At 70.6% G+C, this 14648-nt stretch carries 14 protein-coding genes and 2 pseudogenes; 5 read left to right on the top strand and 11 right to left on the bottom strand.

Translation table 11 applies throughout. The features are described 5' to 3' along the window. Nucleotides 1–47: 47 nt before the first annotated feature. The 6 genes and pseudogenes from LRM40_RS07460 to LRM40_RS07440 form a co-directional block, all read right to left on the bottom strand. The gene (locus LRM40_RS07460) at nt 48–1223 is read right to left on the bottom strand and encodes an ABC transporter permease (RefSeq protein WP_151122308.1); all 1176 of its coding nucleotides are present in this window, start codon (nt 1221–1223) and stop codon (nt 48–50) included. A 10-nt stretch (nt 1224–1233) separates the two neighbouring features. After that, entirely contained in the window at nt 1234–2391 is a 1158-nt protein-coding gene (locus tag LRM40_RS07455) for an ABC transporter permease (RefSeq protein WP_211372915.1), read from the bottom strand. Then, a pseudogene (locus LRM40_RS21580) lies at nt 2388–3332 on the bottom strand (ABC transporter ATP-binding protein); the annotation flags it as partial. The gene LRM40_RS07455 and the pseudogene LRM40_RS21580, both read right to left, overlap by 4 nt. Nucleotides 3333–3842: 510 nt before the next feature. Next, a pseudogene (locus LRM40_RS21575) lies at nt 3843–4355 on the bottom strand (ABC transporter ATP-binding protein); the annotation flags it as partial. 8 nt (nt 4356–4363) lie between these two features. Then, nucleotides 4364–5470, bottom strand: coding sequence for an HlyD family secretion protein (locus tag LRM40_RS07445; protein WP_151122310.1), 1107 nt, complete (start codon nt 5468–5470; stop codon nt 4364–4366). 43 nt (nt 5471–5513) lie between these two features. Beyond that, on the bottom strand, nt 5514–6803 hold the full coding sequence (locus LRM40_RS07440) for a TolC family protein (RefSeq protein WP_170288773.1): 1290 nt from the start codon (nt 6801–6803) through the stop codon (nt 5514–5516). A gap of 221 nt (nt 6804–7024) precedes the next feature. Here LRM40_RS07440 and LRM40_RS07435 point away from each other — a divergent pair, with 221 nt between their 5' ends. Further along, a complete protein-coding gene (locus LRM40_RS07435) occupies nt 7025–7654 on the top strand; it encodes a TetR/AcrR family transcriptional regulator (RefSeq protein ID WP_170288774.1) in 630 nt (209 codons plus the stop codon). 6 nt (nt 7655–7660) lie between these two features. Here LRM40_RS07435 and LRM40_RS07430 read toward each other — a convergent pair whose 3' ends face one another. From LRM40_RS07430 to LRM40_RS07420, 3 genes are all read right to left on the bottom strand, one after another. Next, the gene (locus LRM40_RS07430; RefSeq protein ID WP_151122313.1) at nt 7661–8149 is read right to left on the bottom strand and encodes an aminoacyl-tRNA deacylase; all 489 of its coding nucleotides are present in this window, start codon (nt 8147–8149) and stop codon (nt 7661–7663) included. A 19-nt stretch (nt 8150–8168) separates the two neighbouring features. Next, nucleotides 8169–9254 carry an aldo/keto reductase gene (locus LRM40_RS07425; protein ID WP_151122314.1) on the bottom strand — a complete coding sequence of 362 codons (1086 nt, stop codon included), beginning with the start codon at nt 9252–9254 and terminating at the stop codon, nt 8169–8171. Nucleotides 9255–9315: 61 nt separating this feature from the next. Beyond that, nucleotides 9316–9498 (bottom strand): hypothetical protein, encoded by a 183-nt coding sequence (locus LRM40_RS07420; protein ID WP_170288775.1) that lies wholly within the window; start codon nt 9496–9498, stop codon nt 9316–9318. Between the two features lie 72 nt (nt 9499–9570). Between LRM40_RS07420 and LRM40_RS07415 the strand changes: the two genes are divergently transcribed. Genes LRM40_RS07415 through LRM40_RS07405 form a run of 3 tightly spaced genes read left to right on the top strand, consistent with a single transcriptional unit; the run spans nt 9571 to nt 10977 of the window. Beyond that, on the top strand, nt 9571–10095 hold the full coding sequence (locus tag LRM40_RS07415) for a DUF2975 domain-containing protein (RefSeq protein WP_170288776.1): 525 nt from the start codon (nt 9571–9573) through the stop codon (nt 10093–10095). Then, a complete protein-coding gene (locus tag LRM40_RS07410; protein WP_151122316.1) occupies nt 10095–10331 on the top strand; it encodes a helix-turn-helix domain-containing protein in 237 nt (78 codons plus the stop codon). The genes LRM40_RS07415 and LRM40_RS07410 overlap by 1 nt, the downstream gene beginning before the upstream one ends. Next, nucleotides 10306–10977 carry a hypothetical protein gene (locus tag LRM40_RS07405; RefSeq protein WP_231067784.1) on the top strand — a complete coding sequence of 224 codons (672 nt, stop codon included), beginning with the start codon at nt 10306–10308 and terminating at the stop codon, nt 10975–10977. Before LRM40_RS07410 ends, LRM40_RS07405 begins: the two co-directional genes overlap by 26 nt. A 36-nt stretch (nt 10978–11013) precedes the next feature. Here LRM40_RS07405 and LRM40_RS07400 read toward each other — a convergent pair whose 3' ends face one another. Then, a complete protein-coding gene (locus LRM40_RS07400; protein WP_151125549.1) occupies nt 11014–11496 on the bottom strand; it encodes a GNAT family N-acetyltransferase in 483 nt (160 codons plus the stop codon). A 65-nt stretch (nt 11497–11561) separates the two neighbouring features. Between LRM40_RS07400 and LRM40_RS07395 the strand changes: the two genes are divergently transcribed. Beyond that, complete coding sequence (locus tag LRM40_RS07395) at nt 11562–12539, top strand: alpha/beta fold hydrolase (protein ID WP_231067783.1); 978 nt, start codon at nt 11562–11564, stop codon at nt 12537–12539. Between the two features lie 6 nt (nt 12540–12545). Here LRM40_RS07395 and LRM40_RS07390 read toward each other — a convergent pair whose 3' ends face one another. Then, nucleotides 12546–14609 (bottom strand): sodium:solute symporter family protein, encoded by a 2064-nt coding sequence (locus LRM40_RS07390; protein WP_151125566.1) that lies wholly within the window; start codon nt 14607–14609, stop codon nt 12546–12548. Nucleotides 14610–14648: the final 39 nt, after the last annotated feature.

Below are 14648 nucleotides of genomic sequence, written 5' to 3'. Positions count from 1 at the left end.
AAGGGCCAGCCCACCGGGCTGGCCCTTTTTTCATGGTGACTCGGGACTCAGTCGAACTGCCGCCTGAAGCGCCACAGGCCCAGGCCCACCACCACGCTGCCGATCACGACGATGCCGGCGAAGCTGGAGCCCAGCACGTCCAGCCCGGCGCCTTTCAGGATCACGCCGTAGGCCACGTCGATGTAGTAGTACAGCGGCGAGATGACCATCAGCCAGCGGGCGATGGTGGGCATGGCCTCGGGCGGGGTCCAGGCGCCGGAGAGGAAGATCATCGGTGCCAGCACCAGGATGGACAGCATGCTGGCCTGGGCCATGTTGCGGGTGAGCGTGGCGATGTACAGGCCCAGGCCGGACAAGGCGACGACATACAGCGTGGTGGCCGCAAAGAACAGCAGCAGGCTGCCGCGCACCGGCACGCCGAACACCCCCACCAGCACGGCGCCCAGCGACAGCGCGGTGGCCGCCAGGATCACCCCGGTCATGGCCAGCACCTTGGGCGCCATCACCTGGAAGGGCGTGAGCGGCGAGACGATCAGCTGCTCGATGGTGCCGCGCTCCTTCTCGCGCACCATGGCCGCGGCCGGCAGCAGGATGGCGAACACCGTGATGACGTTGAGCAGCTCGGAGATGGCCATGAACCAGGCGTCGTTCTGGTTGGGGTTGAACCAGACGCGCGGCACATTGCTGATCATCGGCACGCCGGCGATCTGCCCGGTGCCGCTGCTGGCAAAGCCCAACCGGGCGATGCCCGTCTCCAGGCCGTAGCTGGCCACGATCTGGGTGGCGTCGGCCGTGGCCAGGGTGGCCAGCACCGAGTTGCTGGCGTCCACCTGCATCTGCACGGTGGCCGTCTCACCGCGCGAAAGCGTGCGCTCGAACTGCGGCGGGATGTCCAGCACGAACAGCGCATCGGAGTTGTCCAGCAGCGAAAGACCCTGGCCCGCCTGCCCCACCAGGCCCAGCGGATTGAAGTGCGGCGGCTGGAAGCGGCCCGCCAGTTCGCGCGAGGCGGCGCTGCGGTCGGTGTCCAGCACCGCGAAGGCCGCGTTGTTGAGCTGCAGCGTCACGCCGGAGCCGGCGTTGTAGATGTCCATCGTGAAGGCATAGACGATGAAGAACAGCAGCACCGGATCACGCCAGAGCTGCAGCAGCTCCTTCCAGCTCATGGCGCGCAGGCGGCGCAGCCACACGCCGATGTCCTGTCCGCTGAAATACCCCTTCATGCCACGCCCCTCATGCCTTGACCCGCTTGCGGAACAGCACATAGCCCACGCCGAACAGCAGCGCGGCGTACAGCGCCAGCACCACCATGTTCAGCCACAGCCCGCTCCAGGACACGTCCTTGAGGAAGGCGCCCAGCACGATGTCGGTGTAGTACATGCCCGGCAGCAGGTGGGCGATGACCTTGGCCGCCGCCGACAGCGAGGGGATGGGGATCAGCACGCCCGAATACAGCACCGCCGGCACCACCGTCAGGATGGCGGTGCCCATCATGGCCGCCACCTGGGTGCGCACCGCCACCGACACCAAGAGGCCGATGCCGGTGGTGCAGGTCACGTACAGCAGCGAGGCGAACATGAAGAAGGCGAAGTCGCCCTTGAACGGCGCGCCGAACACCAGCGTGGCGATCAACCACAGCAGCAGCACGTTCAGCCAGGAGATGCCCACGTAGGGCGCGATCTTGCCGATCAGGAACTCGCTGCGCCGCACGGTGGAGGCGTAGATGTTGAAGATGGAGCCGCTCTCCTTCTCGCGCACCACGCCCAGCGCGGTCAGGAAGGGCGGCGAGATCATCATGATGGCCATGATCAGCTTGGGCGCCAGCGACCAGATGCTGGCCACGCTCTGGTTGTAGAGGTAGCGCACCTGCAGCGCCACCGGCTGCAGCGTGGCGCGCGCCTGCGCGGTGGTGATGCCGCCGGCCCGGGCCAGGGTGTCGGCCAGCACGTCCAGCGTCATCGCGCTGCTGATGGCGGTGACATAGCTCTTGGTGGTCAGCGCGCGGAACGGGAAGGTGCCGTCGATCAGCGTCTGCACCTGCACCGGCCGGCTGGCCAGCAGGTCCTGCTGGAATTTGGGTGGAATGACGATCACCGCCCGCAACTGGCCTGCGGTGATGGCCCGGTCCAGCTGCCGTTCATCGTCGGCATAGCCTTCGAAGTGGAAGTAGCGCGAGTCGATGAAGCGGTGGGCGTACTCGCGCGACAGCGGCGTGCGGTCGTGGTCCACGATGGCCATCGGGATGTTCTCCACATCCAGCGACAGGCCGTAGCCGAACAGCAGCGTCAGCACGGCCGGCACCACGAAGGCCAGCAGGAAGAACAGGCGGTCGCGCACGATCTCGCGCCACTCCTTGCTGGCCACGGCCACGATGCGGCTGAAGTTCATCATGCGCGGCGCTCCCGGGCTTCCAGATCGGTGATGCGGTAGACGAACACGTCTTCCATCGACAGCGGCCGCGCCGCCACGGCCTGGGCCGGCAGACCGGCCTCGCCCAGGCGGGCCTGCAGCGTGGCGGCGTCCACCGCAGGGTCGGCCGGCAGGCAGTGCACCAGGGTGCCGAACAGCGCGCTGTGCCGCCAGCCCTGCTGCTTGAGCCAGGCCAGGGTCTCGGTGGGCTGGCCGCTGCGGATCTCCAGCAGGTGGCCGGCCTCACGCTCCACCGCGGCCTTCATGCCGGCGGGCGAGTCATCGGCCACCACCCGGCCGGCGTACATCAGCGCCAGGTGGTCGCAGTGCTCGGCCTCGCTCATGTAGTGGGTCGTCACCAGCACGGCCATGCCCTCCTCGCGCGAGAGGCGGAACAGGATGTCCCAGAAGCTGCGCCGCCCCACCGGGTCCACGCCGGAGGTGGGCTCGTCCAGGAACACCACCTGCGGCTCGTGCACCAGCGCGCAGCCCAGGGCCAGACGCTGGCGCTGCCCCATGGGCAGTTGCGAGGCCCGCATGCCCTGCAGCCCGCCCAGGCCGGCCATCTCCAGCACCCAGGCGGTGCGCTCGCGGGTGCGGGCCTCGTTCAGGCCATAGACCGCGGCATAGAGCCGGATGTTCTCCAGCACCGTCAGGTCCATGTAGAGCGAGAAGGCCTGCGACATGTAGCCGATGCGCTCCTTGATGGCAAAGCCGGCCGTGCGCATGTCGGCCCCGGCCACCTGGCCACTGCCGCTGGTGGGCGAGAGGATGCCGGTGAGCATCTTGATCACCGTGCTCTTGCCTGCGCCGTTGGCCCCCAGCAGACCGAAGATCTCGCCCGGCCGCACCTGGAAGCTGACGTCGTCGGCGGCCTTGAAGTCGCCGAAGCGCCGGCCCAGGCCGCGCGCCTCGATGGCCAGCACCCCGTCGTGGTTCTGCGCCGCGGCGCGGCGGGCGGGCGGCAGCTTGGGCGGCACCAGCGTCACCAGCTCGCGCCGGCGCAGCATGGCGATGAAGACGTCTTCCAGCTCGGGCGCGCTCACGTCCAACGCGCAGCCCTGGGACTGGCCGTCCAGCGTGCGCTCGATCTCGGCGCGGCCGCCGGCCTCGTCCTGGTCGTCCACGAAGACGCGCACCGCCGGGCCCAGGGCCTCGACCTGCGGATGGCGCTCGCCAATGCGGTCCAGCGTGCGCACCTGCTCGCCGCCGGTGACGGAGACAACCACCCCGCGCGCCAGCTGGCGCAGCTCGTCCGGTGCGCCCACGGCCAGGGTCTTGCCGCCGAACATCAGCGCCACGCGGGAAAAGCGGCTGGCCTCGTCCATGTAGGCGGTGGAAACCAGCGCCGTCGTGCCCTGGCTGCGCAGCAGCTCGGCCAGGATGGCCCAGAAGTCGCGCCGCGACACCGGGTCCACCCCGGTGGTGGGCTCGTCCAGGATGATGAACTGGGGCTGGTGGATCAGGGTGCAGACCAGGCCGAGCTTCTGCTTCATGCCGCCCGAGAGCTGCTTCATCGGCCGGTCGCGGAACTTGTCCAGCCGGGTCATGGCCAGCAGGGTCTGCTTGCGCTCGGCCAGTTCATCCTTGGGCACCAGGCGCAGGCGGGCGAAGAAGTCGACGTTCTCCTCGATGGAGAGGTCGGCGTAGAGGTTCTGGCCCAGGCCCTGGGGCATCAGGCCGATGCGGTCCTTGATGCGCTCGGCCGCGGCGTCGCTGTCCAGCGAGGTGCCGAAGACCTCCAGCCTGCCCTCCTCGAAGCTCAGCACGCCGGCCGCGGCCTTCATCAGGCTGGACTTGCCCGCACCGTCCGGCCCGATCAGGCCGAAGATCTCGCCGCGCCGCACTTCCAGGTCCAGGCCCTGCACCGCCTGGGTCCGGCCATAGCGCTTGCCAAAGCCCTGCGCCCGCAGCACCAGCGGCGAGGCGGTGGCATCTCCGGTCATGGGGCGGCTCACCAGCGCGGCTGCTGCCAAGCCACACCGTCCTTCCAGCGCACCACGGCGTCGGCCGGCACCCCGGGGGTCAGGCGGTGTTCGGGGTTCTGGTCCAGGTAGAGCTTGACCGCGTAGGTGAGCTTGACCCGCTCATCGGGCGTCTGCACTTCCTTGGGCGTGAACTCGGCGCGCTGGCCGATGTTCTTCACCGTGGCGGCAAAGGCCTGGCCGGGGAAGGCGTCGGTCCAGACCTGGGCGGGCAGGCCCAGGCGCAGGCGGCCGATCTGGGCCTCGGGCACATAGGCCTTGAGGTAGAGGTGGTCCAGGTCCACCAGCTCGACGATGGGGCTGCCGGCGCCGACGATCTCGCCGGGCTCGCGCACACGGGTGACCACCACGCCGGCGCTGGGCGCCTTCAGGCTCAGGTCGTTCAGCACGCTCTGGGCCTCGGCCAGTGTGGCCTGGGCCTGGGCCTGCTGGGCGGTGACGGCCGCCAGCTGGCTTTCCTGGGCGCGGATCTTGTCCGCCCCCAGGCCGGCCTGGGCCGACATCACCTTGGCACGGGCCAGGGCCTCCTGGGCTGCGGCGGCATCGGCTGCGGCGGCGGTGGCCGCCAGCCGGGCCTGCTCGGCGCGCTGCACCGGCACCGAGCCGCGCTGGGCCAGGTCTTCCAGGCGCTGCGCATCGCGCTCGGCCTGGGCCCGGGCGGCATCGGCCTTGGTCTTGACCGCGGCCGCTTGCGACACGCCGGTGTCGGCCGCGGCCTGGTCCAGCGGCACCTGGCGGCGCAGCGCCCCCAGCGAGGTCTCGACCGCCGCCCGCTGCGAGGCCAGCGCGGTCACGGCCGCCTGGGCCTGCTCCACCTTGGCCTGGATCTGGGCCGCATCCATCACCGCCAGCACCTGGCCGGCCTGCACACTGTCGCCCTCGCGCACCTTCAGCTCGGCAATGCGGCCAGCCAGCTTGCTGGCCACGCTGACCTGGTCGCCCTCGATGCGGCCGTTCACCTGGATCAGCCCTTCCGGCAGCGCGCGGTGCGCCAGCACCAGACGCCAACCCAGCACGGCGGCCACGAGCACGGCCGCAGCCCCGATTCCCAGCACGACAGGTTTGGAGAGTTTCATGGCAGATCGGTATGGAGTGCGGTATGGAGTGGAAGAGGCGGGGTCACAGGGCGTCGTAGTCGCGCTTGAGCCGCTGCACCGCCAGGGCATGGTCGTGGCGGGCGTTGCTCAGGTTGTTGTGGCTCTTCAGGCGCAGAGTCTCGGCGTCCAGCACCTCGGTGTTGGTGCCCACGCCGGACTGGTAGCGATCGCGCGCCACGCGCAGGTTCTCGTCGGCCTGGGCGACGGCGCTCTGGGCCGCGTCGATGCGGGCGGCCGCCTCGTCCACCCGCAGGCGGTCGGCGCGCTGCTGTAGCGCGATCTGGGTCTCGGCATCGGCCCGCTGGGCGGCCACCGCATCGGCCTTGGCCGCCAGCGCATCGGCCTGGCTGCTGTACACGCCGCCATCGAAGAGCGACCAGTGCAGGCCCACCGCCACGTTCCACAGCCCTTCCTTGGCCAGGTAGCGGTTGTCCATCTGGTTGAAGCCGGCGCTCAGCAGCACCTGCGGGCCCCCCTGGGCGCGCGCGGCGTCGGACTGGGCGCGCAGCGCCTCGGTCTGGCGGATCAGCGCGGTCACCTCGGCGCGGGTGCGGCCGGTGTCCAGCGTGGCCAGCTCAGCCGGGTTGACGGCGATCTCGTCGATCACCACCGGCTGCGCCAGTGGCCGGCCCAGCAGGCGGTTGTAGGCCGACTCGGCGATCTGCAGCGCGGTCTGGGCGCGGATGCGGTCCTGGCGGGCGTTGTCGGACGCGGCCTGGGCCGCCAGCAGGTCGCCGCGCGCCACCAGCCCCTTGTCCAGGTAGGCCTTCACGTCGGTCAGGTGCGAGGCCAGGGTCTGCACGCCACTGTCGGCCAGGTCCAGCAGGCTGCGGGCGCGCAGCACGTTGATGTAGGCCTCGGCCACCTGCAGGCGCAGGTCCTGTCGGCTGCGCTCGCTGGCGCTGCGCGCCGCGCCCACCGTGGCCTCGGCAGCCTGGGCGTTGCTGCTCAAGGCCCCACTGGTGTAGAGCGGCACGCTCACGCCGGCGCGGTAGACGCCGCCGTTGACCTCCATCACCGGCATCTGCAGCGTGCCCAGCATGGGCACGGTGGCTTGCACGGCCGGGGCCTGAGACCAATGGTTGTAGAGGCCATCCACCGCGAAGCTGGGCAGGGCCTGGCCCTGGGCCGCAGCCAATGCGGCCTGGGCGGCACTGACCTGGTGTTCACTGGCCTGCAACTGGCCATCGACCTGCACCGCCTGGTCCATGGCCTGGGCCAGGGTCTCGGCGTGCAGCCCCACCGGCATGGAGAGGCAGGCCAGCAGGACGGGCGCGAGGCGCCAGCGGAAGTCGGACAGAGGCTGCGACATGGGGTTGTGGCAAAGTGACGGGCGCCGCGCCATCGTTGCAACGCAGCATGAAATTCATTCTAGGAAGCGGGGCCGCCTTCGGGTGCTCAGATTCCAGCGGCCTTGATGCGCATCAAGCAGATCATCCTCAGCCACCCGGCGGCGGTGGGCCTCGGGCCGACGCGGCCGCCGGCCGGATGCGCGGCGATCCCCATGCTCAGTTTTCAGTGCCCTTGCCACCCATGAACTCCCCCACCTCGCGCCTCGGGCGCTGGCGCAAGGCGCCCGTGCAGGCCCGGGTCGATGACACGCTGCGGGCCATCTTCGAGGCCACGGCCCAGCTGTTGGAAGGCGAAGGCCTGGACCGGCTGAGCACCAACCGCATCGCCGCGCGTGCCGGCTTCGCGGTGGGCACGCTCTACCAGTACTTCCCGAACAAGCAGGAACTGCTGGTGGCCATGGCCGAGGACGAACTGGAGCGCGGGCTGCAAGCGCTGGAGGGCGTCGTGCAGGCCCAGGCAGGTGCGCCGCGCGAGGCCGCGGTGCGGGCCGTGCTGGCGGTGTGGCTGCGCGCCTTCGGCGGGCGCCACAAGGTGATGGGCGACGTGATCCGCACCGTGCTGCTGCACCGGGACGTGCAGGACGTGCACCGCCGCTTCTCCCCGGCCGCCCTGCGCGTGGCCGACCGGCTGATCACGGTGACCGGCGGCCAGGGTCACCCGTCGCTGACCCCCGAACTGCGCTTCGTCCTGGGCCATGCGCTGCTGTCCAGCGTGCGCGCCGCCCTGCTGGACGAGCCGGCGCTGATCGCCAGGCCGGCCTTCGAGGACGCCCTGGTGCGGCTGGCCCTGGGCCTGCTGCCCGTGGCCTGAGGGCGCTCAGATCGCGCAGTGCACCGGCTGCGCGCCCAGGGGACCGATGAGCACCGCGGGGGCGATCTCCACCAGGTAGCCACGTCGGCCACCGTTGATCAGGACGCGCTCCAGCGCCAGCACGGTCTCTTCGACGAAGACCCGCATGGCCTTGCGGGTGCCGAAGGGCGAGGTGCCGCCCACAAGATAGCCGCTGTGGCGCTGGGCCACCTCGGGCTTGCAGGGCTCCACGCTCTTGACGCCGATGGCGCGCGCCAGGTTCTTGGTGCTGACCTGCTTGTCACCGTGCATCAGGATGATCAGCGGCTCGGCCTTCTCATCCTGCATCACCAGGGTCTTGACCACCGCGTGCTCGGGCCAGCCGAGCTGGCGGGCCGATTCGCCGGTGCCGCCATGGTCCACGTACTCGTAGACATGCTCGGTGTAGGCCACGCCCTGCTGCTTGAGCCACTGGGTGGCGGGCGTCTCGCTGACGTGCTTGTCCTTCTTGGCCATGAACTGCTGCCCTCCCCGCTCACTGTGCCGGGTCGCGGTGCTGCCAGCGCAGCGCGTCGATGGCCTGGTTCAGTTCGTCGGACAAGGTGACCGGCCAGGCGGCCAGGCACTCGTCCAGCTGGGCCACGCTGGTCACGCCGATGATGGTGGAGGCCACCCGCCAGTTGCGGTAGCAGAAGGCCAGCGCCAGCTGGGTGGGAGTCAGGCCATGCGCGCGGGCCAGGGCGTTGTACTTCGCGGCCACGCTGACCGCCTCGCCACGGGCCCAGCGCTGCAGGCGCATCGACTCGAAGCGCGCCAGGCGCCCCAGCTCCGGCTGGTCGGCATCCAGTCCGGGGCCGTCGTACTTGCCGGTCAGCGCGCCGAAGGCCAGCGGCGAATAGGCCAGCAGGCTCACCTGCTCGCGCCACAGCACCTCGTCCAGGCCGTTGTCCACCGCGCGGCTGGTCAGGGCGTAGGGGTTCTGCACCGTTTCCACGCGCGGCAGGCCGTGGCGCTCGGCCTCGCGCAGAAAGGCCATCACGCCCCAGGGCGTCTCGTTGGACAGGCCCACATGGCGCACCTTGCCGTCGCGCACCAGGGTCTCCATGGCCCGCAGCTGGGCCTCGATGGTGCTGTTCTCGGTTTCCTTGGCGGGGTCGAAGTACAGGGCCCCGAAGGCCGGCGCATTGCGGTTGGGCCAGTGGATCTGGTAGAGGTCGATGACGTCCGTCTGCAGGCGCTTCAGGCTGGCCTCGCAGGCCGCCACGATGTGCTCGGGCTTCAGGTCGCTGGCACCGTCGCGGATCCAGGCCATGTTGCGGCTGGGGCCGGCCACCTTGGTGGCCAGCACCACCTGCTGGCGGGCCCCGGGGCGGCGGGCAAACCACTCGCCAATGATGGACTCGGTGGCGCCGCAGGTCTCGGCCCGGGCCGGCACCGCGTACATCTCGGCGGTGTCGATGAAGTTCACGCCCGCGGCCAGGGCACGGTCCAGGATGGCATGGGCCTCGTCCTGGCCCACCTGCTCACCGAAGGTCATGGTGCCCAGGCACACGGGGCTGACGGAGAGGTTGCTGCGGCCCAGCGACACGCGGGCCGCCGGCAAGGAGGGAATGGCTTTCATGGGCCGGCAGTGTGCCCCAAGCGGCACGGCGCTGCAGCGCCCAGGGGCGTTGGCCCCCCGGTCAGCGCAGGCCCGCGCCCAGGCTCAGGGTCAGGCGCGGCGCCGCCCAGTGCAAGGCCAGTTCCAACTCCACCCGTGGCGCGAGCCACCACAGGCCCAGCGCCAGCAGGGCCAGCAGCAGTGCGGCCACCCAGCGCCGCCAATGGCTGGGGCCAGGCAGCTCATCAATGCTTGTTTGACGCATAACATTTACTGTTTTACATTAAATTTTATGCATCCGACAACCATTTCTACCGCCTCACCTCACGAACAGGCCTTGGCCGCTCGCCTGCGCGGCCTGAGCCGCCTGGTGCGCGGCCTGCTGCTGATCGGCCTGCCGCTGCTGCTGCTCTCGCCCTTGTGGCTGTGGTGGCGCCCGGGCGCCATCCCCCTGGACGGCACCGATTCATTGGGCCTGGGCGATGCCAGCCTGCCCGCCCCCGCCCAGCTGCGTCTGCTGGGCCTGACCTACCTGGGCCTGGTGTTCGCACTGGGCATGGCCTGGCAGCTCTGGTGCCTGTTCGGCGAGTACGGCCAGGGGCGCCTCTTTTCCGACCGGGCCGTGCAGTCGCTGCGCCGCCTGGGCGCCTGGCTGCTGGCCGACTGGGTGGCCGGCCCGCTGATCCATGCCGCGGCCAGCGTGGCCCGCACCTGGGACAACCCGCCCGGCCAGCGCATGCTCACGCTCAGCGTCGGCTCCACCGACTACCAGCAACTGCTGTTCGCCCTGCTGGTGCTGGCCCTGGCGCGGGTGATGCAAGAGGCGGCCCGGGCGGCCGCCGAGAACGAGGGCTTCGTCTGATGCCCATCGTCGTACACCTGGACGTGATGCTGGCCAAGCGCAAGATGCGCTCGCGCGAACTGGCCGAGCGGGTGGGCATCACCGAGCAGAACATCTCGCTGCTCAAGTCGGGCAAGGTGCGGGGCGTGCGCTTCGACACCCTGGAGGCCATCTGCCAGGCCCTGGACTGTCAGCCCGGCGACCTGCTGAGCTACGAGCCCGACGGCAGCGATGCAGGCCACGGCGAGCCCCTCTGAGTTCCGCCCCGCGTCCGGCTGGCGCCGCGGCTGGCTGGGCGTGCTGGCCCTGCACCTGGCCTTGCTGGGGCTGTGGCGGCAGGCCCTGCACCAGACCGAAGTCGCCGTGCCGCTCGCCGCCACGTCACCGCTGGTGTGGCTGAACTTGCCGGCGCCGGTGCCGGCCGCGGCATCGCCTCGGCGCGAGCCGACCCGGCCGCTGGCGGCACCGGCCCAAGTGGCACCGGCCCAAGTGGCACCGGCCCAAGTTGCACCGGCCCAAGTTGCACCGGCCCAGGTGCGCCCCGGGGCGCCGGCCGCGGAGCGCCCCGACGCGCCGCCAACCGCGCCGCTGCAGTGGTCGGCCCCCGCGGCGGAGGCTCCGCCAGCCACGGCGCCGGCGCCATCGGCGCCCGCCCCATCCCGCGGGCGGCTGCTGGACAACGCGGCCACCCAGGCCGCCATCCGCGAGGCGGCCCGCCAACCCCTGCTGTCCGAGCGCGCGGCCTCGGCCACCGGCATCGTGCCGCGCACCCAGGCGCAGCGCCTGTCCGAAGGGGTTGGGCAGTCGGCCAAGAGCGACTGCCTGCGCGACACTTCGCCCGCCGGCCTGCTGGCCCTGCCCTGGCTGGCCGCGCGCGTGATCAGCGGTGATTGCCCGCGCTGAACGCGCTCATCCGTCCGCTTCCGGCAGCAACGGTCCTCAAGCCGCCAGCGCGCTGAGTGCCTCGCCCGTCACCCGGCAGATGCGCCAGTCCGGCAGCACCGTGGCGCCCATGCGTTCGTAGAAGGCGATGGCGTTGGCGTTCCAGTCCAGCACGCTCCACTCGAAACGGCCGCAGCCGCGTTCCACGGCCAGTTGGCCCAGGCGCTGCAGCAGCGCCTTCGCGATGCCCTGCCCACGGTGGCCCGGCTGCACATAGAGGTCTTCCAGGTACAGCCCGGGTTGGCACAGGAAGGTGGAGAAGTTGGTGAAGAAGAGCGCAAAAGCCACCACGTTCCCATCCACCTCCGCCACCAGACACTCGGCCACCGGGCGCTCGCCGAAGAGGTGGGGCATCAGCTTCTCGGGCGTGGTCTGCACCAGGTGGCTGAGCTGTTCGAAGTCCGCCAGTTCGCGGATCAGGCCGACGATGGCGGGCACGTCGCGCGGTTCGGCCGCGCGCAAAACATGGATCTGGGTCATGATGCGGCGATTCTGTCATCGACCTGGGGATGTCCCTAGGGGTCCCCTGGCCCTACATTTGCCGCATGACGCCCGCCGACCCCAGCGCCGCCGCCGCGCCCAAGCCCGCGCCCATGTACCAACCCCGCCGCGCCCCCAGCCACCGCTGGGTGAACATCCGCGGCCTGGAGTACCACATCAGCCAATGGGGCGACCCCAGCCTGGTGACAGCCCAGCGCCCGCCGCTGCTGCTGTGCCATGGCTTCATGGACATCGGGGCCTCCTTCCAGTTCCTGGTGGACGCGATGGCCGACCACGAGGGCGAGAACCGCTACATCCTGGCCATGGACTGGCGCGGCTTCGGTCGCACCCGCGGGCCGGCCACGGACGCCTACTGGTTCCCCGACTACCTGGCCGACCTGGACGCCCTGCTCTGCTGCGAAGCCCTGGGCCTGGACGGCAAGAGGCCGGTGGACCTGCTGGGGCACAGCATGGGCGGCAACATCGTGATGAACTACGCCGGGGTGCAGCCGGCCCGGGTGCGCCGCCTGGTCAACCTGGAAGGCTTCGGCCTGCCGCGGGCCGAGGCCTCGGAAGCCCCCAGCCGCATGGCGCGCTGGCTCAACCACCTGCGCCACCCGCGGCCCTTGCGCACCTTTGCCGGCGTCACCGGCGTGAAGGCCCGGCTGCAGGAGAACAACCCCCGTCTGCCCGACGAGCGCGCCCTGTGGCTGGCCCACCAGTGGGCCGAACCCGGCAGCGATGGCCAGTGGCACATCCTGGCCGACGAGGCCCACAAGAACATCAACCCCCTGGTCTACCGGGTGGAAGAGGTGCTGGCCTGCTGGGCCCGCATCACCGCCCCGGTGCTGTGGGTGGAAGGGGCCGAGTCGGAGACCAGCCGCTGGTGGGGCGACCGCTTCCCGCGCGAGGAGTTCGAGGCCCGGCTGGCGGTGGTGGGCTGGCTGGAACGCCACACCCTGGCCGGCGCCAGCCACATGCTGCACCACGACCAGCCCGATGCGCTCGCGCGCCATCTGCAGGCCTTCCTGGACCTGCCCTGAAGCGGTTCAGTCGTAGCGCGGATAACGCAGGCGCTCGACGAACTCGCGCACCTCGGGCGGTGGCGGCGGGGTCAGCAGGCTCACGAGGATGATGCCCGCGAAGCCCACCGGCACGCCGAAGACGCCCGCGGAGATGGGGTCGATGTCCCACCAGAGCTGAACCGGCGACCGGATGCCGAACAATCCGCGCAGCCAGGGGTGGGTGGTGACCATGTACCAGAAGGTCACCCCCAGGCCGCTGAGCATGCCGGCCACCGCGCCCCAGCGGTTGGCCCGTTTCCAGAACACCCCGAGCACCAGGGCCGGGAAGAAGGCCGACGCCGCCAGCGAGAAGGCCGCCGACACCAGGAACAGGATGTTGGCCGGCTTCTGCGAGGCCACCCAGGCCGCGCACAGCGCCACCAGCAGCAGCAGCAGCTTGGACAGCATCACCCGGCGCGAGCTGATGGCCCGCGGAGAGACCATGCGGTAGTAGAAATCGTGCGACAGCGCGTTGGAGATGGTCAGCAGCAGGCCATCGGCGGTGGACAGGGCCGCGGCCAGCCCACCGGCCGCCACCAGGCCGGTCAGCACATAGGGCAGACCGGCGATCTCGGGCATGGCCAGCACCAGGATGTCGCTGCCGATGTGCAGCTCACCCAGTTGCAGCACGCCATCGTGGTTGATGTCGCTGACCGACAGCAGGCTCGGGTCCACCCGACTCCAGTTGGCGATCCAGGCCGGCAGGGCGTCGAAGCGGGTGCCCACCACATGGGTGAAGATCTGGTACTTGATCAGCACGGCCAGCGCCGGCGCGGTCATGTAGAGCAGCACGATGAACAGCAGCGACCAGCCCACCGAAGCGCGCGCCTCCCGCACCGAGGGCGTGGTGTAGAAGCGCATCAGGATGTGCGGCAGCCCGGCCGTGCCCACCATCAGGCAGAACACCAGGGCCAGGAAGTTGCGCCGTGAGGCGTCGTAGCGGGCCTGCTCGGCCGGCGTGCCGTCCGGGTTGCCATCGAACTGGGCCGCATGCTCGGGCATGCCGCCCAACGGGCGGGCGCGGGCCAGCAGGTCGTCGCGCTCGGTCTTCCACTGGGCCATGGCCTGCGCCGAGGTGGCCGGCAGCTGGGCCAGCGCGCGCTCGGCCGCCTGGATCTCGTACTGCGGCGCGCGGCTGCGCTTGAGCGCCTCCACCTCGCGCCAGGCCTTGTCGCGGTCGGCCTGCAGGGCCGTGTCGGCATGGGCGATCTTGTACTCCAGCACCCGCGCCTGGTCGCGCAGCAGGCGGATCACCTCCTGCTCGCCGGGATCGGCCTCGAGCCGGGCCTCGGCCTGGCTGACCGCCGGCAACTGTAGGCTGGAGGCCCATTGCGGCACCGGCACGCCGGTCTGGTTCACGCTCAGCCAGATCACCGGCACCAGGTAGGCGAAGATCAGCACGATGTACTGGGCGACCTGGGTCCAGGTGATGGCGCGCATGCCGCCCAGGAAGGAGCAGACCAGCACCCCGCCCAGGCCCAGGAAGATGCCGATCTCGAAGGAGGCGATGCTGGTGAGCCGGGTGGTGATCAGGCCCACGCCGTAGATCTGCGCCACCACGTAGACGAAGGAACACAGGATGGTGGCCACCAGGCCGATGAAGCGCGGCAGCTGCCCCTGGTAGCGGGTGCCCAGGAAATCGGGGATGGTGAACTGGCCGAACTTGCGCAGGTAGGGTGCCAGCAGCAGGGCCACCAGCACGAAGCCGCCGGTCCAGCCCATCACGAAGGCCAGGCCGCCGTAACCGCTGAGGTAGAGCGTGCCGGCCAGGCCGATGAAGGAGGCCGCGCTCAGCCAGTCGGCCCCCACGGCCATGCCGTTGTAGAGCGCGGGCACCCGGCGCCCGGCCACGTAGTACTCGGAAGGATCCGTGGTGCGCCCGAGCACCCCCACCACCGCGTAGATGACCAGCGGCGCGGCCAGGAAGATGAAGCCGATGTACTGGTGCGCCACGCCCCAGCGTTCGAGCAGGCCCATGCCCAGCAGGAACAGCAGGAAACACACCGTGTAGCCCAGGTACAGGGCGTGCAGGCGGCGCCGGAAGCTCATGCTGGCCAGCGCCTTGGGGCGGGGAGGAACAAGCCGGGT

This window comes from Ideonella dechloratans (assembly GCF_021049305.1).
In the GTDB taxonomy this organism is placed as follows: domain Bacteria; phylum Pseudomonadota; class Gammaproteobacteria; order Burkholderiales; family Burkholderiaceae_C; genus Ideonella; species Ideonella dechloratans.
Note: the sequence above shows the minus strand (reverse complement) of the source record. Positions and strands in the feature narration are given on the sequence as shown.

What these genes read in the sequence shown, in the direction of transcription:
- LRM40_RS07440 (WP_170288773.1), bottom strand. Translation starts at nt 6,803, where the DNA reads ATGTCGCAGCCTCTGTCCGACTTCCGCTGGCGCCTCGCGCCCGTCCTG.
- LRM40_RS07445 (WP_151122310.1), bottom strand. Translation starts at nt 5,470, where the DNA reads ATGAAACTCTCCAAACCTGTCGTGCTGGGAATCGGGGCTGCGGCCGTG.
- LRM40_RS07400 (WP_151125549.1), bottom strand. Translation starts at nt 11,496, where the DNA reads ATGACCCAGATCCATGTTTTGCGCGCGGCCGAACCGCGCGACGTGCCC.
- LRM40_RS07430 (WP_151122313.1), bottom strand. Translation starts at nt 8,149, where the DNA reads ATGGCCAAGAAGGACAAGCACGTCAGCGAGACGCCCGCCACCCAGTGG.
- LRM40_RS07455 (WP_211372915.1), bottom strand. Translation starts at nt 2,391, where the DNA reads ATGATGAACTTCAGCCGCATCGTGGCCGTGGCCAGCAAGGAGTGGCGC.
- LRM40_RS07435 (WP_170288774.1), top strand. Translation starts at nt 7,025, where the DNA reads ATGAACTCCCCCACCTCGCGCCTCGGGCGCTGGCGCAAGGCGCCCGTG.
- LRM40_RS07405 (WP_231067784.1), top strand. Translation starts at nt 10,306, where the DNA reads ATGCAGGCCACGGCGAGCCCCTCTGAGTTCCGCCCCGCGTCCGGCTGG.
- LRM40_RS07420 (WP_170288775.1), bottom strand. Translation starts at nt 9,498, where the DNA reads ATGCGTCAAACAAGCATTGATGAGCTGCCTGGCCCCAGCCATTGGCGG.
- LRM40_RS07395 (WP_231067783.1), top strand. Translation starts at nt 11,562, where the DNA reads ATGACGCCCGCCGACCCCAGCGCCGCCGCCGCGCCCAAGCCCGCGCCC.
- LRM40_RS07425 (WP_151122314.1), bottom strand. Translation starts at nt 9,254, where the DNA reads ATGAAAGCCATTCCCTCCTTGCCGGCGGCCCGCGTGTCGCTGGGCCGC.
- LRM40_RS07460 (WP_151122308.1), bottom strand. Translation starts at nt 1,223, where the DNA reads ATGAAGGGGTATTTCAGCGGACAGGACATCGGCGTGTGGCTGCGCCGC.
- LRM40_RS07410 (WP_151122316.1), top strand. Translation starts at nt 10,095, where the DNA reads ATGCCCATCGTCGTACACCTGGACGTGATGCTGGCCAAGCGCAAGATG.
- LRM40_RS07390 (WP_151125566.1), bottom strand. Translation starts at nt 14,609, where the DNA reads ATGAGCTTCCGGCGCCGCCTGCACGCCCTGTACCTGGGCTACACGGTG.